This window comes from Burkholderia sp. YIM B11467 (assembly GCF_052952715.1).
On the sequence record NZ_JBQVSQ010000011.1, the window covers coordinates 103,234 to 127,541 of the forward strand.

At 66.0% G+C, this 24,308-nt stretch carries 24 protein-coding genes; 15 read left to right on the plus strand and 9 right to left on the minus strand.

What is annotated here, in order from left to right:
- Positions 1-98 precede the first annotated feature (98 nt).
- A complete protein-coding gene (locus ACTRWB_RS30465; protein ID WP_446904019.1) occupies positions 99-1,118 on the minus strand; it encodes an alpha/beta hydrolase family protein in 1,020 nt (339 codons plus the stop codon).
- A gap of 157 nt (positions 1,119-1,275) precedes the next feature.
- Here ACTRWB_RS30465 and ACTRWB_RS30470 point away from each other — a divergent pair, with 157 nt between their 5' ends.
- The 4 genes from ACTRWB_RS30470 to ACTRWB_RS30485 all read left to right on the plus strand — a co-directional run bounded on the left by ACTRWB_RS30470 (position 1,276) and on the right by ACTRWB_RS30485 (position 3,643).
- The gene (locus ACTRWB_RS30470; RefSeq protein WP_048248080.1) at positions 1,276-1,872 is read left to right on the plus strand and encodes a TetR/AcrR family transcriptional regulator; all 597 of its coding nucleotides are present in this window, start codon (positions 1,276-1,278) and stop codon (positions 1,870-1,872) included.
- A 137-nt stretch (positions 1,873-2,009) separates the two neighbouring features.
- Positions 2,010-2,381 carry a CidA/LrgA family protein gene (locus ACTRWB_RS30475; RefSeq protein ID WP_446904020.1) on the plus strand — a complete coding sequence of 124 codons (372 nt, stop codon included), beginning with the start codon at positions 2,010-2,012 and terminating at the stop codon, positions 2,379-2,381.
- Positions 2,378-3,112 carry an LrgB family protein gene (locus tag ACTRWB_RS30480; RefSeq protein WP_446904021.1) on the plus strand — a complete coding sequence of 245 codons (735 nt, stop codon included), beginning with the start codon at positions 2,378-2,380 and terminating at the stop codon, positions 3,110-3,112. Before ACTRWB_RS30475 ends, ACTRWB_RS30480 begins: the two co-directional genes overlap by 4 nt.
- 225 nt (positions 3,113-3,337) lie before the next feature.
- Positions 3,338-3,643 carry a hypothetical protein gene (locus tag ACTRWB_RS30485; RefSeq protein ID WP_446904022.1) on the plus strand — a complete coding sequence of 102 codons (306 nt, stop codon included), beginning with the start codon at positions 3,338-3,340 and terminating at the stop codon, positions 3,641-3,643.
- 85 nt (positions 3,644-3,728) lie between these two features.
- Here ACTRWB_RS30485 and wrbA read toward each other — a convergent pair whose 3' ends face one another.
- On the minus strand, positions 3,729-4,331 hold the full coding sequence (gene wrbA / locus ACTRWB_RS30490) for an NAD(P)H:quinone oxidoreductase (protein ID WP_129517621.1): 603 nt from the start codon (positions 4,329-4,331) through the stop codon (positions 3,729-3,731).
- A gap of 61 nt (positions 4,332-4,392) precedes the next feature.
- The gene (locus tag ACTRWB_RS30495) at positions 4,393-5,118 is read right to left on the minus strand and encodes a pirin family protein (protein ID WP_129517622.1); all 726 of its coding nucleotides are present in this window, start codon (positions 5,116-5,118) and stop codon (positions 4,393-4,395) included.
- Positions 5,119-5,246: 128 nt separating this feature from the next.
- On the opposite strand from ACTRWB_RS30495, the gene ACTRWB_RS30500 reads away from it, so the two are divergent.
- The 4 genes from ACTRWB_RS30500 to ACTRWB_RS30515 all read left to right on the plus strand — a co-directional run bounded on the left by ACTRWB_RS30500 (position 5,247) and on the right by ACTRWB_RS30515 (position 8,894).
- Entirely contained in the window at positions 5,247-6,164 is a 918-nt protein-coding gene (locus ACTRWB_RS30500) for a LysR substrate-binding domain-containing protein (protein WP_446904023.1), read from the plus strand.
- A 94-nt stretch (positions 6,165-6,258) separates the two neighbouring features.
- Positions 6,259-7,380 carry a Fic family protein gene (locus ACTRWB_RS30505; RefSeq protein ID WP_226800658.1) on the plus strand — a complete coding sequence of 374 codons (1,122 nt, stop codon included), beginning with the start codon at positions 6,259-6,261 and terminating at the stop codon, positions 7,378-7,380.
- Between the two features lie 126 nt (positions 7,381-7,506).
- Positions 7,507-7,692: a hypothetical protein gene (locus ACTRWB_RS30510; RefSeq protein ID WP_446904024.1), complete on the plus strand. Its 186-nt coding sequence runs from the start codon at positions 7,507-7,509 to the stop codon at positions 7,690-7,692.
- A 131-nt stretch (positions 7,693-7,823) separates the two neighbouring features.
- A complete protein-coding gene (locus tag ACTRWB_RS30515) occupies positions 7,824-8,894 on the plus strand; it encodes a lysozyme inhibitor LprI family protein (protein WP_446904025.1) in 1,071 nt (356 codons plus the stop codon).
- Positions 8,895-8,918: 24 nt separating this feature from the next.
- Here the strand turns inward: ACTRWB_RS30515 and ACTRWB_RS30520 are convergent, their stop codons facing one another.
- Positions 8,919-10,004, minus strand: coding sequence for a LacI family DNA-binding transcriptional regulator (locus tag ACTRWB_RS30520; RefSeq protein WP_446904026.1), 1,086 nt, complete (start codon positions 10,002-10,004; stop codon positions 8,919-8,921).
- A gap of 242 nt (positions 10,005-10,246) precedes the next feature.
- Between ACTRWB_RS30520 and rbsK the strand changes: the two genes are divergently transcribed.
- From rbsK to ACTRWB_RS30540, 4 genes are all read left to right on the plus strand, one after another.
- Positions 10,247-11,173 (plus strand): ribokinase, encoded by a 927-nt coding sequence (rbsK, locus tag ACTRWB_RS30525; protein WP_446904097.1) that lies wholly within the window; start codon positions 10,247-10,249, stop codon positions 11,171-11,173.
- Between the two features lie 60 nt (positions 11,174-11,233).
- Positions 11,234-12,553: an MFS transporter gene (locus ACTRWB_RS30530; RefSeq protein ID WP_412026030.1), complete on the plus strand. Its 1,320-nt coding sequence runs from the start codon at positions 11,234-11,236 to the stop codon at positions 12,551-12,553.
- Between the two features lie 44 nt (positions 12,554-12,597).
- Positions 12,598-13,545: a dihydrodipicolinate synthase family protein gene (locus ACTRWB_RS30535; RefSeq protein WP_343492708.1), complete on the plus strand. Its 948-nt coding sequence runs from the start codon at positions 12,598-12,600 to the stop codon at positions 13,543-13,545.
- Between the two features lie 627 nt (positions 13,546-14,172).
- A complete protein-coding gene (locus ACTRWB_RS30540) occupies positions 14,173-14,820 on the plus strand; it encodes a hypothetical protein (RefSeq protein WP_446904027.1) in 648 nt (215 codons plus the stop codon).
- 175 nt (positions 14,821-14,995) lie between these two features.
- Here ACTRWB_RS30540 and fliD read toward each other — a convergent pair whose 3' ends face one another.
- Together fliD and ACTRWB_RS30550 are read right to left on the minus strand one after the other, a co-directional pair.
- The gene (fliD, locus tag ACTRWB_RS30545) at positions 14,996-16,507 is read right to left on the minus strand and encodes a flagellar filament capping protein FliD (RefSeq protein WP_446904028.1); all 1,512 of its coding nucleotides are present in this window, start codon (positions 16,505-16,507) and stop codon (positions 14,996-14,998) included.
- A 161-nt stretch (positions 16,508-16,668) separates the two neighbouring features.
- Entirely contained in the window at positions 16,669-16,956 is a 288-nt protein-coding gene (locus ACTRWB_RS30550) for a hypothetical protein (RefSeq protein ID WP_446904029.1), read from the minus strand.
- A gap of 608 nt (positions 16,957-17,564) precedes the next feature.
- Between ACTRWB_RS30550 and ACTRWB_RS30555 the strand changes: the two genes are divergently transcribed.
- Positions 17,565-17,978 carry a DoxX family protein gene (locus ACTRWB_RS30555; protein WP_446904030.1) on the plus strand — a complete coding sequence of 138 codons (414 nt, stop codon included), beginning with the start codon at positions 17,565-17,567 and terminating at the stop codon, positions 17,976-17,978.
- Positions 17,979-18,075: 97 nt separating this feature from the next.
- On the opposite strand, the gene tssF is transcribed toward ACTRWB_RS30555, so the two are convergent.
- From tssF to ACTRWB_RS30570, 3 genes are read right to left on the minus strand one after another with little or no spacing between them, the layout of a single operon-like run.
- Positions 18,076-19,905 (minus strand): type VI secretion system baseplate subunit TssF, encoded by a 1,830-nt coding sequence (tssF, locus tag ACTRWB_RS30560; RefSeq protein WP_446904031.1) that lies wholly within the window; start codon positions 19,903-19,905, stop codon positions 18,076-18,078.
- Between the two features lie 11 nt (positions 19,906-19,916).
- The gene (locus ACTRWB_RS30565) at positions 19,917-20,426 is read right to left on the minus strand and encodes a hypothetical protein (RefSeq protein WP_446904032.1); all 510 of its coding nucleotides are present in this window, start codon (positions 20,424-20,426) and stop codon (positions 19,917-19,919) included.
- Entirely contained in the window at positions 20,423-21,559 is a 1,137-nt protein-coding gene (locus ACTRWB_RS30570) for a hypothetical protein (RefSeq protein ID WP_446904033.1), read from the minus strand. The genes ACTRWB_RS30565 and ACTRWB_RS30570 overlap by 4 nt, the downstream gene beginning before the upstream one ends.
- A 342-nt stretch (positions 21,560-21,901) precedes the next feature.
- On the opposite strand from ACTRWB_RS30570, the gene ACTRWB_RS30575 reads away from it, so the two are divergent.
- Together ACTRWB_RS30575 and ACTRWB_RS30580 are read left to right on the plus strand one after the other, a co-directional pair.
- Entirely contained in the window at positions 21,902-23,833 is a 1,932-nt protein-coding gene (locus ACTRWB_RS30575) for a type VI secretion system Vgr family protein (RefSeq protein WP_419690692.1), read from the plus strand.
- Between the two features lie 40 nt (positions 23,834-23,873).
- Positions 23,874-24,305: a DcrB-related protein gene (locus ACTRWB_RS30580; protein ID WP_446904034.1), complete on the plus strand. Its 432-nt coding sequence runs from the start codon at positions 23,874-23,876 to the stop codon at positions 24,303-24,305.
- Positions 24,306-24,308: the final 3 nt, after the last annotated feature.

Sequence of the window (24,308 nt, forward strand, 5' to 3'; positions counted from 1 at the left end):
TGGAACTTCTCCTTGATGCGGCCGCGCCGAACGACGCAGTCGGGATTGCCTGTTTCATGCGCGGCGCGATCCGCGTCGCCGCCGTGCTTCACGCGTGTTCAATGCGACCGGATCCACGCTTCGATCGGGCCGAGCGTGTCCGGCGCATACGCATGGCGCCCGAGCGCCATGTACAGCCATGTCTTCCACTTCGGCCAGTCGCTCTCGAGCTGGTAGTCGAACCAGCCGGCGCGCAGCAACGCGTGCGTCGCACCGGGCACGACCACCACGCGCCGGTCGGGCCGGTTCGCGAACGCGTGCGCATAGGTGTTCGCCTCGTCGCCCGGATCGACGTTGCGGTCCAGCGCACCCCACACGGCCAGCACGGGCCCGTGCATCGTCGCGAGCGCCTGCGACGCGTCTTCCAGGTAGTTGCGCGCGATGAAGCCGAAGCGGCGCGGCTCGATGTCGGGGCGCCGGCCCGGATCGGCCGGCACGTCCGCCCGACCGAAGATTGCGTCGTTGTCGCGTCGCTCGGCGGCCAGTGTCGCATCGATTCGATCCGGCTGCAGGCCGGTTGCCTCGAGCTGCTGTCGCGTCAGGTAGGTGCCTTGCCGGCGCCAGTTGACGGCGCCGCCGACGATTACCGAGAACGCGGGCCGCACGGCGTTGGCCACGCGCGGCACGACCCAGCCGCCCTGCGAGAAGCCGAGCAGGCCGACCTTGTGCGCGGGACCGGCGGCCGCACGCACGCGCGCCAGCGCCGCGATCGTTTCATTCGCGCGGTCCTGCATCGATTGCGCGAGCCAGTCGCCGCCGCTCCTGCCGGTGCCCTGCTTGTCCCATGCGAACACGCCGATACCGGCGTCGAGCAGGCTGTTGACGAGCGGCAGCATCGCGTCGTCCGCGAAGCGCGTGCGCGGCCCGTCGCCATGGACGAGCAGCACGATCGGCGCGTCGGGTGCATGGACTGGCAGCGCGAGCGTGCCGACGAGATCGGCGCCGCCGGCATGGAACGTGAGCGTCGATACCTCCGCGCCCTTCAGCTCGAAATCGGACAGGCCGCGCAATGCAAGCGCGGTGAGCGCGGCGAGCACGAGCAGGACGATTGCGATGCCGATCATGACGATTCGTTTCAAGGGGCCCTCTGATCGATGGTGCGAAACGGACAATGCGAACCCGCCGGCGGCATGTGCATGAGCACGACGCCTTGACGCATGCGGGACATCTCGATGATAATAGATCGACTAATCAGTCTAGTAAAGATTCGAGTCACCGTCGAGCCCGGAGTTCCCGTTGAGAAAGATCGATCCTGAAAGAGTGGAAGCGAAGCGGCGCCAGATCCTGGACGCCGCGATCGACTGTTTTGCGCGCGACGGCTTCCATGCGACGTCCACGGCCGCGATATGCAAGGCGGCCGGCATGAGCCCCGGCAATCTGTTTCACTACTTCCCGACGAAGGCGGCGATCATCGAGGCGATCGCGCAGGACGACCAGCGCGAGATGGCCGAACTGTTCGCGCAGCATGCGGACGCCGACGATGCGCTGACCGCGATCGAGGAGATCGCACTGGCGCTGATGGAACTGTCGAGCGATCCCGTCTATGCGCGCATCAGCATCGAGACCGCGGCCGAGGCGACGCGCAACCCTGACGTCGCCGCGCTGTTCGCGGCGAACGAGGCGCAGGTGAAAGGGCGGATGGTCGCGCTGATCAAGCGCGGCGTCGCGCAGGGGCGGATCGACGGGAGCCTGAAGCCCGACCTGGTCGCGACCTGGCTGCTCGCGCTTGCGGAAGGTGCGGTCGGGCGCGTCGTGTTCGAGCCGGGGTTCAAACCGCGCGCGCACCGCGCGATGTTGCGGACGATCATTCAGCGGATGCTGCGGCCGCAGTGACGGTGGCGGCGAAGCGCCGGTGACTCGAATGGGTCGCGGCGTGATGTCCGACAGCGCGCGAAGTTGATACGATCGCGCATATCGTTCACGCCGGCGCCGCGAGCCGCCGGCTCGGCCACGTTCGGGAGAGGCGCTCCATGCTGCAGGCGTTCGCGGTCTTGCTCACCTTCCAGTGTTTCGGGGAAGGCGTGTCCTATCTGTTCGGCCTGCCGGTGCCGGGCCCCGTGATCGGCATGCTGCTGCTGTTCGGCTTCGTGATGCTGCGCCCGCAGGTGGCCGATGCGATCGAGCCGACCGCACTCGAATTGCTGCGCCACCTGTCGCTGCTGTTCGTGCCGGCCGGCGTCGGCATCATGGTGTCGGCCGACCGCGTGCGCGGCGATGCGGTCGCGGTCGTCGTCGCGCTGGCCGTCAGCACGACGCTCGCGATCGCCGTGACGGCGCTCGTCACGCGCGCGCTGCTGCGGCGCCAGCGGCGCGCCGATGACACCGCGGGAGGCACGCAATGACGGCCTTCCCGAAACTCGGCGCGATCTGGGTCTATCTCGCCGCGAGCCCGCTGCTGGGCCTGACCATCACGCTGATCGCGTATCTGTTCGCGCAGGCCGTTTATGCACGGGCGCGCTTCAACCCGCTCGCGAACCCGGTGCTGATCGCGGTCGCGCTGATCGTCGTGCTGCTGACGATCACCCATACGCCGTATCCGACGTATTTCGAAGGCGCGCAGTTCGTCCACTTCCTGCTCGGCCCCGCGACCGTCGCGCCCGCGCTGCCGCTGTATCGCCAGTGGTCGAAACTGCGGCGCACCGCGGTGCCGTTGCTCGTCGGCCTGCTCGCGGGCTCGCTGACCGCGATCGTGTCGGCGGTCGGCATCGCGGCGCTGTTTGGTGCGTCGCATCAGACGATTGCATCGCTCGCGCCGAAATCGGCGACGACGCCGATCGCGATGGCCGTCGCCGCGGAGATCGGCGGTATTCCGTCGCTCACCGCCGTGCTTGTGATCTCGACCGGGATCTTCGGGGCCGTGTGCGCGCGCGGGATTCTCAACGTGTTGCGGGTCGAGGAGCCGGCCGTGCGCGGCTTCGCGCTCGGCGTCGCGTCGCACGGGATCGGCACCGCGCGCGCGTTTCAGGTCAGCGAGGAGGCCGGCGCGTTCGCCGGGCTCGGGATGGGGCTGAACGGCGTGCTGACGGCCTTCGTCGTGCCGATCCTGCTGCCGTTGCTGTCGCGCTGGGTCTGAGCGCCGGTTACCCGGGGGTATCGGTTTCCCTGATGGCGCGCACGGCGTGCCGAAACGGCGGCGCGCGCGGCACGCACGTATCGCTGCCGTTATCGGGAGAATTCAGGAACGCACAGGGACATTTGTGCAGTGATCGGCTAACGTTGCATCGGCGCCGTTGCCGCAAGCCTTCGCGTGCGCGCCGGTGTTCGACCCACAACCAACAATCGACAAGGAGATCCGGCCATGAAGAAGTCTCGCGTGGTTTCGGTGGCAGTAGCAGTAACGGCGTCGTTCGGTCTGCTGTTGACCGCCGTGCCGGCGGCATACGCGCAGGATCCGGCGTCCGCGCCGACGCAGAAGCAGCTCGACAAGGCGCAGAAGAAGGCCGCGCGCAAGGCGGCCCGGGCGCGCCACGCGTCGGACCTGAAGTCGATCGGCACCGGCAGCGGTTACCGGTTGACCAACGACCAGAGCAACTATCCGCAGAACGCCGCGCAGAAGGCGCCCGCGACGAAGGCGGCGCCCGCCGCGCCGGCTTCCGGGCAGTAACGGCCGGAACGCGTGCACAGCGCAAACGGCGCCGGGTCGACCGGCGCCGTTTGTTCGTGTGCGGGCCGCGAAGCCTGCGCAGGCGTTACGACGCGAGCTTGCTCGCGAGTTCCGCGACGTGCTTGCCCTGGTAGCGGGCGATCTCGAGTTCGTTCGCGCTCGGCTGGCGGCTGCCGTCCGCGCCCGCGAGCGTGGTTGCGCCGTACGGCGTGCCGCCCGTGATTTCGTTCATGTTGACGAGCCCGCTGCACGCGTACGGCACGCCCACGATCACCATCCCCTGATGCAGCAGCGTCGTGTGGAACGACGTGATCGTCGTTTCCTGGCCGCCGTGCTGCGTGCCGGTCGACGCGAACACGCTGCCGATCTTGCCGACGAGCGCGCCCTTCATCCACAGCCCGCCGGTCTGGTCGAGGAACGTGCGCATCTGGCCGGCCATGTTGCCGAAGCGGGTCGGCGTGCCGAAGATGATCGCGTCGTAATCGGCGAGTTCGTCCACGGTGGCGACCGGTGCGGCCTGATCGACCTTCACGCCGATGGCCCTGGCCTGGTCGACCGGGATCGTTTCCGGCACGCGCTTGAGCGCGACCTCGACGCCGGGCACCGATTTCGCGCCTTCCGCGATGTGTTGCGCCATCGTTTCGACGTGCCCGTAGGACGAGTAGTAAAGAACGAGTACCTTGGCCATGTTGCGAATCTCCGATTAAAAGAGCCCCGCGTTCAGCGGGGCCCGGTTTCCCGAACGGGCGTCATGCCCACTCGGCCGTCACTTCGACCGGACGCAGGTCGAACACCAGCACTTCGGCATCGTTGCCGTCGGCGAACGTCAGCGCCTGCTCGTTGCGGACGCGCAGGCCGTCGCCTTCGCCGAGCGTCATGCCGTTGACCGTCACGCTGCCGCGTGCAACGTGCACGTAAGCAAAGCGGTTCGGCGCCAGTTCCAGCGTCGCTTGTTCAGCGCCGTCGAACAGGCCTGCGTAGATTCGCGTGTCCTGCCGGATCTTCAGCGAACCGGCGTCGCCGTTCGGCGACACGACGAGCGTGAGCTTGCCGCGCTTGTCGCCGGCCGTGATATTCGTCTGCTGATAACGCGGCTCGGCACCCTTTTCGGCCGGCCCGACCCAGATCTGCAGGAAGTGGACCGGCGTTTCCGGCGAGTGGTTGAACTCGCTGTGGCGCACGCCCGTGCCCGCACTCATCAACTGTACGTCGCCCGGCACGATCACCGAGCCGGTGCCCATCGAATCCTTGTGTTCGAGCGCGCCGTCGAGCACGTACGACAGGATTTCCATGTCGCGGTGCGGGTGCGTGCCGAAGCCGCCGCCCGGCGCGACGCGGTCGTCGTTGATCACGAGCAGGTCGGAGAAGCCGACTTGCTTCGGATCGTAGTAGTTCGCGAACGAAAACGTATGACGGGAGCTGAGCCAGCCATGCTCCGCACGGCCACGTTGGTTTGCTGCACGGATTTCGATCATGATTTCTGTCCTTGAAGTCGCCGGACCTCGGAAGTGGGACCGGCCGTTCGTTGAGATGAATCTTAGGTCAATCGATTTGACAAATAAATGGCTGAAGAGATAATGACTGTCGCTATGGAGTGGACAATATGGAACTCAACGATCTGAGGATCTTCGTCGCGACGGTCGATGCGGGCAGCTTCACGGCGGCGGCCGACCAGCTGATGCTGTCCAAGCAGTTCGTCAGCCGGCGCACGATGGCGCTGGAGGCGTCGCTCGGCGTTCGGCTGCTGCATCGCAACACGCGCAATCTCGCGGTGACCGAATCGGGGCAGGAGTTTTATGCGCGGGCGCAGCGGATCCTCGCGGAGATCGCCGACGCCGAGCAGGCGATGTCGGTGCGCAGCACCGAGCTGCACGGGTCGCTGAAGATCAGTGCGCCGCTGTCGTTCGGGATCACGCACGTGTCGCCGCTGATCGCCGAATTCCTGTCCGCGCACCCGGCCGTGCGGCTGAACCTCGACCTGACCGACCGGCGCGTCGACCTGATCGGCGAGGGTTTCGATCTGGTGCTGCGGATCGGCTCGCTCGAGGATTCGACGCTGATCGCGCGGCCGCTCGGCGCGTGGCAGATGATCGCGTGTGCGAGCCCGGCCTATCTGAAGCGGCAGGGCCCGCCCGCGACACCGGCCGATCTCGCCGGCCACACGTGCCTGCTGTACGGGCGCGAGCGGCGCGTCGGCTGGGAGTTTCGGGTCGACGGCGCGGCGCGCACGTTCGACGTGCAGGGGCCGCTCGTCGCGAACAACGGCGAAGTCGTGCGCGACGCGGCGATCGCGGGGCTCGGCATCGCGCTGCTGCCGCACTTCATCGTCGGCGCGGCGCTCGACAGCGGCGCGCTCGTGCCGGTGCTCGACGCGTATGCGCCGTCGCCGATCACGCTCAATGCGGTGTTTCCGCAGCACCGGGAAGGGTTCGTCACGCTGCGCACGTTCATCGGGTTTCTCGCGGAACGGCTGGGGCAGGCGGCGCCGGCGGCGAAGGGCGGGGCGGGCCGCGCGCGGTAGCGGGCCGGTTTGCGGTGAATAGGGCGGCTATTCTCCGCAGAATTTGCGGAGAATATTGAGGTATGCGGTGAATCGGTGGGATAATCTCCGCATCATGAGCGGAGATTACACCTTCATCTGGGAGTCGGCCGACTGGCCTGCATGGCGCTTCGACCTCCCGGCACTTGCCACGTCACTCGCCGACGTCAGCCGTGCGCAAGGCACGCTGGTCGGGCGACTGGCGGATATCGGCCTGGCGCTGCGCGATGAGGCCAGCCTGGTCGCGCTGACGGAGGACGTCGTCAAGACCAGCGCCATCGAGGGCGAAAATCTGAACGTCGCATCGGTCCGATCGTCGATTGCGCGCCGGCTCGGGGTCGATATCGGTGCGCTCGCGCCGGTCGATCGCCACGTCGAGGGCGTGGTCGACATGGTGCTGGATGCGACGACCCATTCGGCGGCGCCGGTCACCGAAAGCCGTCTGTTCGGGTGGCATGCGGCACTGTTCCCGACCGGCTATTCGGGGATGTCGCGGATCACGGTCGGCGCATGGCGTACGGATGCAAGCGGGCCGATGCAGGTGGTGTCCGGGCCGATCGGCCGACAGCATGTGCATTTCGAGGCGCCACCCGCCGCGCGGCTGGCCAACGAGGTCGGGCGCTTTCTTGCGTGGCTCAATGCCACGCCGGCCGAGCCGTTGCTGATCCGGGCCGGCCTGGCCCATTTGTGGTTTGTCACGCTTCACCCGTTCGACGATGGCAACGGCCGTATCGCGCGAGCGCTCGGGGATCTGGTCCTTGCGCGCGCCGATCGGAGTCCGCAGCGCTTCTATAGCCTGTCGGCACAAATCCAGCGCGAGCGTAACGCGTATTACGACGTGCTGGAGCGTACGCAGCGCGGCTCGCTCGACGTCACCGAATGGCTCGCATGGTTTTTGAATGCACTCGACAGGGCCATCGATCACGCGCACACGACGCTCGACGCGGTCCTGGTCAAGGCGCGCTTCTGGCAGCGATGTGCGGGCTTCGCGATGAACGCACGCCAGGTCAAGGTCATGAATCGCCTGCTCGACGGCTTCGAAGGGAAGTTGACGACCAGCAAGTGGGCGGCCCTGGCGAAGTGCTCGCAGGATACGGCGCTGCGCGACATCCTGGAACTCGTCGAGCGCGGCGTGCTGCGTCGCTCGTCGTCCGGCGGCCGGAGCACGAGTTACGAACTGGCGCCGTTCGACGTCTGACGCCGGGCACCGGTTTGCCCGGTCAGCGACGGATCTCCGTCGTGGTTCCCCGTCGGTCACTCGCGCATAACCTGCGTCCGGCACAATGCAGAGAAGATCGGACTGCTTAGCGATACGTTTCTGTTGATGTCTGCGCTCCTCGGCGTGCTCGCCGTGGCCGGTTCGACGGGCTTGCGCCCGGCCACAGGGGCCGACGGCGTGATGGTCTTCGTTGGGATCATCGACACCGCTGCGGAAGCCGGGTTGCGCGACGGCATCGTGCAATGCAGCGTGGCAGCCGCGACGGTTGCGATGGCATCGAACGTCGATTGATCGGTGTCGCGCATTCGGGTTACGCTTCGGCGGGCGACGGCATGCGCCGCATGCCGGGCCGGGCGTTTTTACCTCGAATGTCGCGTGCAGGTAGCTTCTGCAAGCGCGCAAACCAGCGACGAGCCAAGCCGATGACCCTCCAGATCCGATCGAACGTGCGCGGCCCGGCCGCGACTGCTCCATGCGATGCGCGGCACACGCCGCTGCGATCCGTCGCGATGGCCGCACTGCTGTCGCTGTTGCCGATCGCCGCGCACGCGGCCGGCTTCGACTGCGCGAAGGCCGCTTCGCCGACCGAGAAGACGATCTGCGCGGACCCCGCGCTGTCGAAGCTCGACGGCGATCTGTCGGCGGCGTGGAAGAAGGCGCTCGCGAAGGGCGGCGATACGGCCACGTTGAAGGCCGCGCAGCTGAAGTGGCTCAAGCAGCGCGACCAGTGCGGCGCCGATGCGCCATGCCTTGGCGACCGCTATCGCGAACGGCTCGCGAGCCTGAACGGTACGCCGCTTGCCGCCGATCGCTGGCAGCAGACCTGGACCATGACGAGCGACAACCCGTCGTTCGGCGGCGTGCTGACGTTGACCGGCACCGCGCCGCGCCTGCATTTCGAGCTGAGTGCCAACAACGGCGCGAATACCGGCGGTCTCGACGGCGACGTCGTGCTGCATGGCGACAGCGGCACCTACCGCAAGGACAAATGCCGGCTCGATTTCGAACGGAAGGGCGGACGCATCCGCGTCACGCAGCAGGGCGCGGATTTCGATTGCGGCGCCGGCTCGGGTGTCGTTTATGCGGGCGACTACGTGACCGCGTCGCAGGTGCAGGCCAGGCCGCAGGCCGACCTGCTGAGCCTGAAGGTCGTGACCGACGCGACGCAGAACGCGATCGCGCACAAGCTGCTCGGCGCCGACTACGCGACGCTTGTCGACATGGTCAACAGCAGTGCCGACGAAAAGGATCTCGACGGGCTGCACGCGCGCGTGATGTCGTACTGGGTGCGCGGCATCGCGACGACGAACGCGGCGATCGTGATGAGCCGCGGCACCGATCTGTGGATCGGGCTGCTCGTGTTCGACGCGCACGACAAGGTCAGGATGCGCTACTACTCGAACGCGCAGGCGTGGAAGAAAACCGTGCCGAAGACCCTCCAGGCGTGGCACGACAATCTCGACAAGACGCTGCCGATCGACGTGATGCAGTAAGCGCGCGGAGCGGCCTGCGCCGCTTCATTTTTTGCGCGATGCGTGCGCCTGCGCCGGCGGCGCGACCGATTCCCGCGTTCGCAACTCCGGCATCACCGCCCGGCCGGGCCCCGTCGCGCCGTTTTCGAGCGCGTCGAGCAACGCATGCGCGGCCTGGCGCCCGATCGCATCGGTGTCGACCCACATCGTCGTCAGCGGCGGCTGGATCTCGCGCGCGAGCGCGATGTCGTCGAACCCGGTGATCGACAATTGCGCGGGCACGTCGATGCCGAGCGCCTGCGCCTCGAGCAACGCGCCGAGCGCGAGCGCGTCGTTGCCGCAGATCACGGCCGTCGGCCGCGTCGCCGCGTCGCTGTCGGCGATTGCGCGCAGGCTGGCCCGCCCGAACGCGATCGTGGCCGCGCCTTCGTGCTGATGTACCGGTCGCACCGCGAGCCCGTGCGCGGCCAGCGTGTCGTTAATGCCGCGCAGGCGCGCCTGCACGCGGTCGTTGTCCGCCGACGGCTGCATGATGATCGCGAAATCGCGGTGGCCGAGGTCGAGCAGGTGGGTGGTGAGGCGCGCGAACGCCGCGCGGTTGTCGAAGCCGATGCAGCAGTGCGGGCTGTCGTCGCGATACGCGTAAGTGACGACGTACGGCACGCGGTGCAGCGCGAGCAGTTCGAACAGTTCCGGCGGATACGCTTCGCCGACCAGCGACACGGCTTCCACGCCGCGCGACAGCATTGCGCGCACCTGGGCCAGCGCCTGTGCCGGATCGTAGTTCGAGCAGCCCAGAAACAGCGTGATGCCGTGCTCGGCCATGATCGTTTGCATGCCCGCGACCTGCGACGCGAACACCTGGTCGTCGAGCGTCGGAATGATCGCGCCCGTGATGTGGGTGCGCGTGGACGCGAGCGCGCGGCCGGCCGCATTCGGAATCCAGTTCAGTGCGCGCGCCGCATCGCGCACGCGCTGCTGCACATCGGCCGACACCTTGCCGGGATCGTTGTACACGCGCGAGACGGTCGCGGTCGACACGCCGGCCAGCTTCGCGACATCGCCGAGCACCGAGCGGCCGCTGCCGCGGCGCGCACGCGATGCACCGCCGCGGGACGGGGTCGTGCTCATCGGCCGTCTCCCGGCGTGGCGGGGTGGCCGGCGCCGCGTGCTGTCAAAAGCGTCATTGTTTACCCTCGATTCATGATGGTCCCGCTTGCATTCCCGTTCGACCCTGTGAGAATGTAAGCGCTATCTTGATGCTGTATTCCTATTATGTCAGACGACCCTTCCATCCGCATGGCGAAATTTTCATCGACGACGGCCTTCCCGGCCATTTTGTCCGCCGAAAATGTAAGCGGTTACATTCGAAAATGAACGGCGCTCATTCACCGCGGATCGCTGTCGTCGGCAGCGTGAACATCGACCTCGTCACGCGCGCGCCGCGCCTGCCGGTGCCGGGCGAAACGCTGCTCGGCACGGATTTCCAGACCGTTCACGGCGGCAAGGGGGCGAACCAGGCAGTCGCCGCCGCGCGCCTGGGCGCGTCGGTCGCGATGATCGGCTGCGTCGGCGACGACGCGTTCGGTGCGCGCCTGCACGACGCGCTGGCGGCGGAGCGCATCGACGTGACGCACCTGCATCGCGTCGGCGGCACGGCAACCGGAGTCGCGACGATCACGGTCGACGCGCGCGGTGCGAACAGCATCGTCGTCGTGCCCGGCGCGAATGCGTGCGTCGATACCGACCGGATCGACGCGGCGCGCGAAACGATCGCCGGAGCGGCGCTGCTCGTGTGCCAGCTCGAAGTGCCGATCGCCACCGTGGCGCACGCGATTGCCTGTGCGGCCGCACACCACACGCCGGTGCTGCTCAATCCCGCGCCCGCGCAGCCGCTGTTCGACGCGTTGCAGGCGCGGGTCGACTACCTCGTCGTCAACGAAACCGAAGCCGAGTCGCTGACCGGCATCGCCGTCGGCGACGATGCGTCGGCCGTGCGCGCCGCCGATGCGCTGTGCGCGAAGGGCGTCGGCAACGTGCTGGTCACGCTCGGTGCGCGCGGCGTGTGCTGGCGCGGCAGCGCAGGGCACGGCCGCCATCGGGCGATGACGGTGGTCGCCGTCGATACGACCGCGGCCGGAGACACGTTCGTCGGCGGGTTCGCCGCGGCCCGGGCAGACGGCGCATCGATGGACGACGCGATCGGCTTCGGCCAGCGTGCGGCCGCGATCAGCGTCACGCGCTACGGCGCGCAGACGTCGATCCCGACACGCGAAGAAGTGGCACGCATGGACGCTTGAATTCCGCACACGACGGAACGGCCGGATCCGGCCGATACCCATGACATGGAGACAATCGAAATGAGCGAAAACCAATCTGTTCCGCATGCGCCGCCGCGGATCCGGCGCGGGCAACGCATCGCGCTCGCGCTGTTGATGGCGAGCGGGATCGTCAACTATCTCGATCGCGGCACGCTGGCTGTCGCGAGCTCGGCGATCCGGGGCGATCTCGGGTTGTCGCTCGCGCAGATGGGGCTGCTGCTGTCGGCGTTCTCGTGGAGCTATGCGCTGTGCCAGTTCCCGGTCGGCGGGCTGGTCGACCGCATCGGTCCGCGCCGGCTGCTCGGCATCGGGCTGATCGTCTGGTCGTTCGCGCAGGCGGCGGGCGGCATCGTGTCCACCTTCGGCTGGTTCATCGTCGCGCGCATCGTGCTCGGCATCGGCGAGGCGCCGCAATTCCCGTCGGCCGCGCGCGTGGTGAGCAACTGGTTTCCGCTGCGCGCGCGCGGCACGCCGACCGGGATCTTCAACGCCGCGTCGCCGCTCGGCACCGCGCTCGCGCCGTTGCTGCTGTCGATCCTCGTCGTATCGTTCGACTGGCGCTGGGCGTTCATTGTGACGGGCGCACTCGGTCTCGTCGTCGCCGTGGTCTGGTTCGCGCTGTACCGCGATCCGGTGCGTGCGCAACTGACCGCGGCCGAGCGTGGTTATCTCGATGCCGATGCGCAAAGCGTGGTCGCCGCGCCGAAATTGACCTTCGCCGAATGGCGCAGCCTGTTTTCGCACGGCACGACCTGGGGGATGCTGATCGGCTTCTTCGGGTCGGTGTACCTGAACTGGGTGTACCTGACCTGGCTGCCCGGCTATCTGACGATGGAGCGGCACATGAGCCTGATCCGTACCGGATTCGCCGCGTCGGTGCCGTTCCTGTGCGGGTTCATCGGCTCGCTGGTCGCCGGCTGGCTGTCGGACCTGGTCACGCGTCGCAGCCGTTCGCCGGTCGTGAGCCGGCGCAATGCGGTGGTGGTCGCGATGCTCGGGATGGTCGCATTCACGATCCCGGCCGCGCTGGTGCAGAGCAACGTGGTCGCGCTCGCGTGCATTTCGGTCGTGATCTTTCTCGCCAACGCGGCGTCGGCCTGCTCGTGGGCGCTCGCGACGGCGGCCGCGCCGCCGAGCCGTATCGCGTCGCTCGGCGCGATCCAGAATTTCGGCGGTTTCATCGGCGGTGCGCTCGCGCCGATCCTGACGGGCGTCATCGCGCAGAAGTGGTCGTTCGTGCCGGCGCTGCTGACTGCCGCGGCGATCGCGTTCGCCGGTGCGATGGCGTACCTGCTGCTGGTGCGCAAGCCGATTCCCGAGCACGCCGCGAACGCCGCGCCCGGCCCGTTGCCGGCCTGAGCCCGCGGTTCGCACCACGTATTCACTGAAGCAAGGAGAAACAGATGCAACACCAGCAGCAATCGAGCGTGACCATCGAGGGGATCGTGCCGGTCATGCTGACGCCGTTCGACGACGCCGGCGCGATCGACTACGCGGGGCTCGAACGGCTCATCGAATGGTATCTGGCGCACGGCTCGGATGCGTTGTTTGCGGTGGCGCAATCGAGCGAGATGCAGTTCCTGACGCTTGCCGAACGCGCGGAACTGGCGCGCTTCGTGGTCGAGCGGGTGGCCGGGCGCGTGCCCGTCGTCGCGTCCGGGCACATCAGCGACGATCTCGATGCGCAGGTGGCCGAGCTGTGCGCGGCGGCCGAATCGGGCGCGCAGGGCGTCGTGCTCGTGACCAACCGCCTCGATCCGCAGCGCAAGGGCAGCGCCGCGTTGCTCGACCATCTTCACAAGCTGCTCGCGCGATTGCCGTCCGATCTGCCGCTCGGCTTGTACGAGTGTCCGGCACCCTATCGACGGCTGCTGTCCGACGACGAATTGCGTGCGTGTATCGACACGGGCCGGTTCGTGATGCTCAAGGACGTGAGCTGCGACCTGGAGACGGTGAAGCGGCGTGTCGCGCTCGCTGCGGGATCGCCGCTGAAGATCCTGAACGCGAACGCGGCGATTGCGTGGGACGCGATGAAGGCGGGGTCCGCCGGCTTCAACGGCGTGTTCACCAACTTCCATCCGGATCTCTACCGGTGGTTGCGCACGCAAGGACATACGAATCCGGCGCTGGCCGACGAGCTGTCGACGTTCCTGGTCGTCTCGGCGGTATCGGAGGCACTGGGCTACCCGGCGCTCGCGAAGCTCTACCATCAGCGGATCGGCACCTTCGGGTCGATCAAGTGCCGCGCGATCGACTACGACGTGCGCGAACGATTCTGGGCGCTCGACGCGGTGCTCGACAAGATCGTGGCCGGCACCGAGCATTTCCGCCGGCGGATCGCCGCGCAATAGCGCGTGATGCGCGCCGTGTGCCGTGCGGATCGGGCGGCGCGCGATACCCGGGCGCGCCGCGCGTGCGGCCGCCTTTGCGTTTGATCGTCAGGAAGCGCGCGGCCGGCGCGTGCGTTTGCTGCAAGAAGAATCGGCACCTCGAGATGCGTCGCGCCATGCGGGGTCAACGGTGTGCGTGCAATGCCCCGGATGACATGAGCCCGGCGCCGCGACCGGGCCGCGTGCGCCACGCGACGAAACCGCCGGGATTCCCGAGCGCGTCGATGATGACGGCACAGCCGTCTGCCGCGCCCGCAAGTCCACACTAGCCGGCCGGTCCGTCACGATACCCATCGCCACGAACGACAGCGCATCGCCGACACGAGGCCGACGCGCTGTCCGACCTTCCTTCACCACATCACCACAGCGAGCCGCCGGCGATCCGCGAGCGCGTCACCGACGCTCGTCCGGCGTGCCGCGCTGCGTCCCGCGTTTGCTGCTTCCACCGGCCGTCCGACGTGCCGCCGTGCCGTACGACAAAAGCACACAAATTTAGCCAAACCTTCCCGTCGTTTCCCGTAACAATTCGTAATATTATGCCGCGGTGTGATTTTTACCGACGAACCGTTGAATCCGTATTCACCCTCCATGCAACAAGTGACGACGACAAGCCAGCCACCGATCCTGGCGGCGCCGGTTGATGCCATGCTGCACGCCGTAATCGACGAGGCCGTCCACCGGAGCGTATCGGAGGCGACGACGCGCAGCGGCTACATGCGCTGTGCCGACTACGCGATCGTCGGCGCGCAGGTGCTGACGCTGCTGACCGGTAAGCCTTACCGGCCCTTCGCGGGCGGCGAAGTGATGGATTTCGGCGCCGGCAACCTGTACGCGCTGTGCACGACGCGCGAGCGGCGCCGGACCGCACGGCATCTGTCGCAACTCGCGCGCTATCACTGCTGGATCGAAGCGCGTCACGACGACGTCGGCGGCCGCGCGCGCAAGGAGATCGTCGACTTCACGCTGCGCCACGACGAGACCGTCGCGACCAATCTGGGGATGCCGTTTGCCCGTGCGTATCAGGCTTATTTCTGGGGTTGGGACGACGAGCACACGGTGCCTGCCGAACTGCTCGATCATCCGGCATTCGCGAAGCAGGGCCCGGTGTGGCGCTGGGCCGAACGCGAATGCACGTCGCTGCTGCGCGCGTACGAACGCGAGCGGCCAGGCTATTTCGGGCGTCAGGTTTCGCGTGCGATCGATTTGTTCGCCGATCGGGTCGAAGGTCTCGGCTGACGGCACACCCATGTCGGGCGACGAACCGAGTGCAGGCCGCCTGCCGCGATCGCATGAATCGGGCAAGCGCACCCGGCAGGCGCTGGTGCAGCGCCGGGCATGAACCATACCGCGAGGCGATACACCGCGCGCGGCGGCGCGAGCCGCCGGCGCGTTCAGCGTGCTGCCCGGCCGTTCACTTGTTCGCCAGCGTGCCGCTGCTGTTGGCACCGCCAAACAGCCGCGTCAGGTACTGCGTGTTCGAGTTCATCCTGGCCATCAGCGTATTGAGCGCCGTGAACTGCGCCTGGTACTGCTTGGTCAGTTGCGCGGCGTAGTTGGATAGATCGGACTGCTGCTGCGTGACGCGCTTCAGGTCGGCGTTCAGTGCGTTCGTGCGCACGTCGATCATGCCGTCCTTCTTCGTGAAGTGCGTGATCTGATCGTTCAGGCGCGTGCCGATCCCGTTCGTCGGGTCGAACAGGCGCGCGGCCGCCGTCGGGTTGGCGGACAGCGCGTCGCCGAGCTTCGCGCTGTCGACGTTCAGCGTGCCGTCCTTCTCGAGCTTGATGCCGATCGCCATCAGGTTCATGCGCCCGTGGCCGTTCTCGGTGGCGGCGCCGTCGACGCCGCGCGCGACGATCGACGCGAGCGAGTTGCGGATCGTGTTCAGCGTCGAATCGCCGATCAGCGCGCCCTGCGCGTTCGCGCCTTCGGTGTAGCTCGTCAGCGCGCCCATCGTCTTGACGGCCGTGTTGTACAGGTTCACGAAATTCGTGATCGTCGCCGCTTGCGACTTCGTGTCGGTGCTGACCGTCAGCGTCTGCGTATCGGTCGCGCTGACCGCGGCAGCCGACAGGTTCAGCGTGATGCCCGTCAACACACCCGACACCGCGTTGCTCGCGCTGGTCGATGCGATCCCGTTGATCGTGAACTTCGCGTCCTGTGCGGCGGCGCTTTGCCGCCACGCGGCCGCGCTGTTCGCCGAGTCGATCTTCGATGCGCCGCCGGTCGTGTCGGCCGTCGACGTGACGCCGAGGCTCGACAGCCCGTTGTCGTTGGCCACGTTGCCGACCGCGACGCTGATCGCGTTCGCCGAGCCCGTCTTCGACGACGCGAGCACGAGGTGCGCGCCGTCCGTGCCGTTGATGACCGTCGCGCTGATCCCCGGGTTGTTCGATGCCGAGTTGATCGCGGCCGCGATGCCCGACAGCGTGTTGTTCGTGCCGCCGACCTCGACCTTGAACGACTGGCTGCCGAGCGACAGCGTCAGCGTGCCGGTGCCGAGCGCCTTGTTCCCGGTGAAACCCGCGGACGACAGCGCCTGCGCGGTGGCGATCTGCGTGACGCCGACCGTGTAGGTGCCGGCGACCGCGCCCGCACCCGACGTCGCGGTCAGGCCCTTGCCGCTCGCGACGGCGGTGAAGGTCGATTGCAGCCCGCCGTTCGTCAGCGACGTGAGGCCCGCCTGGAGCGCGCCCAGTGCCGACGACAGCGCGCCGAATGCGGAAATCCGCGTGCTGCTGGACGTTTGCGACGCGGTAAGCGACGCGGCATGGCCGGCCGTCTTCGCGTTCACCAGCGTCTTGACGAGCGAGCCGATGTCCATCGACGGATTGCCGGTCGAGCCGTTGATGATCGATTGCGCCGCCTGTTGCATCAGGCTGTTTGCGTTCGCGCTGCTATTCACAGGCGTGTTCGTTGGCATGGGTGAGCTCCGGTTGAAAGGCGATCCTCAGACGAGCGGCTGCCGAGCCCGCATGCGGAGATCCGGGCGGCCTCGTCGCGATTCGCCTGCATGCCGTTTCCCGCGCGACGCCTTCCGGGTCCACGGGCGGTGTCGGGGAAACGTAAGAACGTGACAGTGCGCTATCCTATATTTAAATCGGTATTAATTGGTAATTTTTTGTAATGCTTCTTGAGAAAATTGTAGACGGGGTGCGGGCGGGTGGATGCGCGAGGGCGGTTGGCGATTTTTTTTCGTAAGCGCATGATTTTAATTGTATTTATTCGAGGATTTCCGCCGGCATTGAAATCTTGCTGAAAGCATGAATGTTTGATGAAGAAGTTTTCGTGTATTTCGCTAAACATCGAGCGGATCGACTGCGCGGAGAACGCGTGCTTCCCGGCGGGCATCGAGCTGTGAGCCTTGCCCACCGGACGTCATCTCGTCACGTGCGACACCAGGCCACATGCACGTGAAATGTTTTCGCTTGCCGATCCGCATTCCCGGGCCATGTGTCCTTATGCGGATCATGATGCTTCGGCAATTGCAAAGACCGTCGAGTTGTCAGGCTGAAGTGATCGCGAGCGAGTCGCGTATTGAGCATGTCACTGAATAGCGGTTGTGGCGCGTTGTTGCGGCTGGTTCGCGTCAATTGAAGTCGGGAATAGTTATTGGAGACGGTGACCGGTAAAAAGCCGGGTAATTTTCACGCTCTTGAAACACGGGAACAGGTTCGTGGGCGCTGCCCGGTCTGCTGCCATGTACGGCCTCGTCGTCTCCGATTGTCCACTTTTTCGAGACAGCGAATCATGTTTTGACGGATTGATGATTCTTGGTGAGACAGTAGACTGCACTCGTGCTTCGCCAGAACCGATCCGGAGCGCGCCAGGAACGGCGCTCTCCGGATCGGATTCCCCGGCGGCAGGCCGGTCGGCCCGCTGTCCGATTGTGCGAGGAGTGGTCCGTTGCCGGACTGGCGCGCCGATTCGACGCGCATCGGCACCGGGTGCATCAAACCGTCAAATCAAGGGTGATTGTCATGCGTTACTTTTCGCTGGAATCGAAGAAGGACGAGCTGCTGCTGGCGGCTCGCGTGCTGTTGATGATCCTGTTCGTGCTGTTCGGCTGGCAGAAGCTAACCGGTTTCTCGGGCACGGTCGCGTACATGGCGTCGACGGGTAACCCGGCGCCCGAGCTGGCGGCCGCGATCGCGGTGGCGGTCGAGCTGGCCGGCGGCTTGCTGATCGCGATCGGCTTCTATACGCGTCCGCTTGCACTGGTGTTCGCCGCCTATACGCTCGCAACCGCGCTGATCGGCCATCGCTACTGGGCGCTGCAGGGGATGGACCAGTACATGGCGATGATCAACTTCTACAAGAACGTGAGCATCATCGGCGGCATGTTGCTGCTCGCGCTGAGCGGGCCGGGGCGGTATTCGCTCGACCGCAAGTGAGATAACGCGGGAATTTCGTGAAGCAGGATGGGCCCGGTGTGAACTGCACCGGGCCTTGTTTTTGTTGGTGGTGGATGGGCTTGCGCGCAGGCGTTGCCTACAGCACCGCCGTCGTGCCGAAGCGCGGCGGGCAGCGCACCCGCTCGCGGCCGGACGCATCGCGGATCACGCATTGCACGAAGCCGTTAGCCGGCGCGAAATGGGCGAAGAACGGGTCGAGCATGCGGCTGCATGCGTACAGGCTTGCCGTATTCAATGCGGCCGGTTCGATGCTTACCGTGATCTCGATGCCGCGCACGAACGTCGACATGGGTTTGACGGCCGTCCATTGCATGGCGGACCGGTGCGAGACGCCGACGATCGCGTCGATGATCGGCGTCGGCCCCGCTGCGTCGGCCGCCAGCAGGCGCAGCAATGCCCGCAGCGTTTCGACGCTGGCCGGGTTCAGGGTCAGCACATGCGGCGCAAGGCCGGCGACGAGCTGCCAGAGCGCACGCTGTCGACGCGGCACGGTGCGGCAGCGAGACGCGGCGCGCAACAGCGTCACGTGGCCCGCGAGATTGTCGTTCTCGTTGAACAGGTCGCCGTCGGGGGCGCCGAACGGCAGTGTCGCAGGGTGGTTGCCGTTCGTGCAGGTCAGGCCGAGCATCAGCTGGCCGCCCGATCGCGCAATCGCACGCCCGGTCAGGTCGACGAGCATGATCTCCGGGTGTCGCGACACGTTGGCGTCGTCGTCGTGTTCGCGTCCGGATGCGAGCCAGTAGGCCGGCGCGTCGCGCGACGACCGTTCATGCACGAAGCCGCGGTAACACGGCACCGGCGTGCCGCCCGCGGTTTCCGGTGCGCCCTCGGCAGCCAGCCGAACCGAATCGATCGAGCGGACGGTGATGCCGCGCATGCTCAACACGTGCGGCGTGACGGCATAGGTCGTGGCGTCGGGCCCGAGCGTGATCGGCATCGCGTCGCGACTGAACAGGTTCACGATCGGCGTACAGCACAGCCGCAGGTGGTCGGTCGTGATCGCGTCGAGCTGCACGCGTGCGGCAGACGATTCCGGCACGTCGACGATCGGCACGTGCAGCGTCAGCTTTCGGCACGGGCCGGCCGCGCGCGCAAGCATCCCGAAGTCGATGTCGACGAATGCGAACTTGTCGGGAAACGCGAAGTATTCGCGCAGCAGGCGCCACGGCGCATGTTCCGCTTCCGCGTGCGGCACGAGTGCGTCGCGTTCGTCATACCCGGCCGGCTTCAGCGGAAAGTGCGGCAGGCGTTTCCAGTGGCCGCCGCGATCGCTTTCGACGAACGCCATCGGCGCATGCAGCAGCATCGCATCGGCCAGTGTGGACGACAGTGCCGGCATGCCGTGGAAGTGGATGCGGATCTGCTCCGGCGTTGCCGCGCGAAACGCCGCTTCATCCGTTAGTGATGCGAACGTAATCGACAGGACGATCGACGTATTCGGCGGCAGCTTGCTGCGCGGCGACAATGCGGCGGCCGGCGCGACGCCGACCCGATCGATCGCGATCGGTGCGAACGTGACGTCGTAGCTGGTCCGGAACCGGCAGGTGCCGGCCCGGTCCTCGAGTTCGGTGCCGCGCGGCACCGTCACGGGTTCGGTCAGCTGGCCGAGCGCGACGCCTGCGTCGAACTGCGCGATCGAGCATGACGGAATGGGGCGCAGCTGCTCGGGATAGAGCGTGTCGATGACGGCCTGCGCGAACGCCGGATAGTCGTCGTCGAGTGTCCTGCTGATGCGCGCGCCGAGCAGGGCGAACGACTGCAGCAGCCTGCCGAGATGCGGATCGTCGTTTTCGCCGTCGGTCATCCCGAGGCGCGCGGCGATCTTCGGAAAGCGCGCGGCGAACTCGCGCGTCGAGCGGCGCAGCAGCGCCAGCTCGCGCTCGTAGTGGGGCAGGAGTTCGTCCATCCTCGATCGGGTCAGCGCTGGATGTAGGGCGGTTCCCATTCATGGGGCAGCGAATCGGGGTCGAGCCAGCGGACTTTGCGCAGCGCGCGGTAGATGATGATGAACGGCGGGAGCTTGACGACGGCCGAGACAAACATGACGACGGCCAGGCCCCGATCGATGGGTATCGGGCCCGCGTTCAGGTAGAGCGCGAGGACGAGCAACGGAAGATAGAGCGCCATTGAGACGAACGAGAGCCAGCGAAACAGGCGGACGGCCCAGAGCTTGCCGCGGCCTACGCCGATACCGACCGTGAGCATGACGATCGACAGCACGATCCATGTCGGCAGCATCACGACTTCGTCGCCGACGTGCATCAGCGAGGCGATGCCATAGACGAGTTCCACGAACGTGAATCCCGCCGCCACGAAGAACGCACCGCCTGCAAGGACGGCTTGTGCGGGCGCACCGCGCGGACGATCGCCCGGGCGCTCCGGCTGCGGGTCGTCGAAAGCGATCGACGGTCGATCGAGGTCGGTCATTGCGCGTGCTCCGGATGGCGGCTGATACCGACCTGAAACTGCAACACGGTCATCGGGTCGCCGGCCCCGGTATCGTTGGCCACGCGCGGCGGCATGAGCAAACCGGCTGCATGGTCCGCGAACTGATGCGTATGTTCTTTCACCCACGCGATGATTTCCGGCCAGTTGTTGGGCGAATTGACGCCGTAGACACCGGTGCCGTAGGTCGTCGTCAAGTATGCCGGCGCGCCGATGGTCCGCGCCAGCATCAGCTCGCGGTGGGCCTTGTCGAGTTTTCTCTGTGCCTCACGCACGTCGTTCGCGAAACCGCTTGCCTGTCCGCGCATCTGATTGGCCTGTTCACGCATCAGCGCCTGATTCGGGTGATCGAGGTTGTTGCGGGTAAACGTATCGATGTCCTTGCGTTGATTGGCCAGCCGCTTGACCGCTTGAGCGGCTTCCTCCGCTGCTTCGCCGGCTTCCCGTGAAAGCCTGGGCAGTGACGCCAGTGTTCGTACACCGCTGAACGCGAGATCGGGCAAAAGCAGGATCGGGCCGATCGTTTCGACCAGCTTGTAATGCCACGAGTTTTCGAGCGCCTTCCGGTGTACTTCGTCGCCGCTCAGCTCGTAGTAGAGCATCTTGCCGTCCTCGAACAGCAGCACGGCAGAGGCGGCGCCGGCGACCACGCCGAGGGCCGGGAGAAGCACGGCGCCCCCGGCGAACAGCAGGCCGAGCGACACGACGCCTGCCAGCACCCCGAATGCATCGCCGGCGACGGCCGCCGCGCCAAATGCAATCTTGTGCTCGCCCATGAACTGCCGTGTCGCCGCGAGCCCCCTGTCGAGCGCCGTCGGCCCCGATGCCGCCGCGACGCGTTGCGACCAGGCGTGCGATAGCTGCGCGATGGTCTGCGGGCTGGCATTGCTCAACGGATCGGGCGCCGCAAGGGGAAACCTCGACGCGGATACGATCAGATCCAGCGCATGGCCGTCGGCGTCGGGAAGCGCGGGCTTGAGCCGCGCCGCGGCCAGGCCGTCGAAAAAGATCACACCCGCCTTGGGGCCGAGTACCCGTCCGGCGAAATTCGACAGGTGAAACTCGGCATCGGCCCGGTGGCAATAGGGTTCCCACAGTGCGGGTGATTTCGGCATGGCGTCGTATTAATAATGCTGAGTTGATTATCGATGAGGCCAGTGAGCGTGCCGACGCTTTCGGCGATCAGCCGCAAATATAATCCGGCTGCATGACGAAAACCAGCCGGTTGGACGAAAGGAAGTCGTTGTCAATAAAGGGAAAGTCAACGGAAAGGTAATAATTCCCGGACTGTATTTCAAGTCGATTTTATGTCGGTAATTATTTCTATATCGATTATTGGGGTTCGTTCGTTGAACTGTCAAATAACGATTCCGGAGTCCCCTTTTTGGCCGGTCGTGGATTATGATTTTGCGGCTTGATACCCGAGACAAGGGCAAAAGCAATCTGAGGGGGCCATTATGCAATTGTCCGATCTGGCAGGTTTTCTCAACCTGCAGAACAGCCGTCTGCTGACGATCAAAACACCCTTGTCCGGGGCGTCGGAACTCGTGCTGGGCGACTTTCAATGCAATGAGGGGCTGTCGGTTCTGTACGACATGCAACTCGGACTCGCGTCGAGAAACCCGAACATCGAGTTGAAGCAGATGATCGGGCAACCCGTGACGGTATCGTTGCAGTTGAGCAATGCGCTGGCGAGCAGCGACGAACGGGTTTTCCATGGTTACGTGACGCAGTTCGCGCATACCGGAACCGACGGCGGGCTGGCCAGTTATACGGCAACCGTGCGGCCGTGGTTGTGGATGCTGTCGCGTCGCGTCGATTCGCGCATTTTCCAGGACAAGAATGTCCAGGATATTCTCGGCGATGTTTTTTCGCGTTACGCGAAACTTGCGTCCTACGAGTTTCGTGTATCGAGAACGCTGAAGCCGTATAGCTATTGCACGCAATACCGGGAAACCGATCTCAATTTCGTGCTGCGCCTGCTGGAGCAGGACGGGCTGTTCTTCTATTTCGAGCATGCGAAGGACAGCCACAAGCTGATCGTGACCGACGCGTCGACCAATGCGAAGCCGATCGACGGACCGTCGGCACTGCGCTATGCCGCGGCCGGCGAAGCATTCGACGACGAAAGCGTGGTCACGCAATGGGTCGCGCAGCGACACCTGTCGTCCGATAGCGTCAGCATGAAGACGTTCGACTACAAGGTGCCGAATGCGCGGCGCTATGTGTCCGGCGACGCACCGATCAAACAGGGCGACGTCGACCACTACGAGATCTACGACTATCTCGGCGGGTACGGTTTCGATTCCACGGATCATGGCGAAGAGCTGGCGCGCTTCCGGCTGGAGGCGCTGGCCGCCAACGGCAAGGCATTCTCCGGCGCCACCAACTGCCGCACGCTGTCGCCCGATCGCTATTTCGAACTGACCGATCACTACGATCCCGGCAGTGCCAACGAGACCGACCGGCAATTCCTGGTGACGGCCGTGCGGCACCACGGCATGAACAACTACCAGTCGAACGAGGGCTCGGGCCGGTACTCGGCGAGCTTCCAGTGCATCCGCAAGAAGATTCCGTGGCGGCCGTTGCTGTCGGTGGTCAAGCCGGTCATCGCCGGTCCGCAGACGGCGATCGTCGTCGGGCCGAAGGGCGAGGAGATCCACACGGATTCGCTCGGCCGCGTGAAGGTGCAGTTCCACTGGGATCGCCTCGGCAAGCGCGACCAGAGCAGTTCGTGCTGGGTTCGTGTCGGTCAGCCGTGGGCGGGCGGCGGCTTCGGCGGCGTGCAGATTCCGCGTATCGGCGACGAGGTGGTCGTGTCGTTTCTCGACGGCGACCCCGACCGGCCGATCATCATCTCGCGCGTGTACAACGCGCAGAACATGCCGCCGTGGAAGCTGCCGGAGAATGCGACGCAAAGCGGCATCCTGTCGCGCTCGACCAAGGGCCACTCGGGTACCGCGAACGCGATTCGTTTCGAGGACAAGCAGGGCGAAGAAGAGCTTTGGCTGCAGGCCGAACGCGACATGCGCACCGAGGTCGAGCACGACGAGCTGCGCGTCGTCGGCAACGATCATCGCTGGGCCGTCGGCCGCAATCACACGCTCAACGTCAAGGTCGATCACGCGTCGAACACCGGCAACAACCAGACGGTCGGCGTGGGCAGCGGCTTTGCGATGACGGTCGGTGCACTGCCGCCCGACAACGCGCCGCCGCCCGACGCCGGCACCTACACGCTCAACGTCACCGAACAGATCGTGATCCAGTGCGGCAAGGCGCGCATCACGCTGACCAAGGACGGCGTCATCCGGCTCGAAGGTGTGCAGATCGTCGAGAACGCGTCGGACTACTTCCTGATGCAGGGCAAGAAGATCGATCTGAACCCCTGACCGGCGAGGGCGCCGGATTATTCCGAAGACGACAACGCATATGAAATATCTCATTCAGGAAGGCAGTTTCGATGTGCCGTCGCTGACCGACGATCGCACCGTCAACGTGCTGACGCTCGAGCATCCGCAGACGAGCGGCACGTACCAGATCGTCGTCAGCCGTGACCAGCTTGTCGGAGGAGAGGATCTCGAACGCTGCATGCAGCGGCAGATCGGCCTGATGACGCGGCACGTGACGGGTTTCAAGGAGATCGCGCGGCGGCAGGTCGAGATCGGTGCGCAACACGTGCCGGCGCTGGAGCTCGAGAGCACGTTCCGGCAGTCGGGTTCGACGTTTCACCAGATCCAGGCGATGACCGTCGTCGACGCGCCGCGCCTTCTCGTCATCACGCTGTCGAGCCAGACGCCGCTGTCGGACGAGCATCGCACCGCGTGGAAGCAGCTGCTGGACAGTTATCACCCTCACGGATAGGAC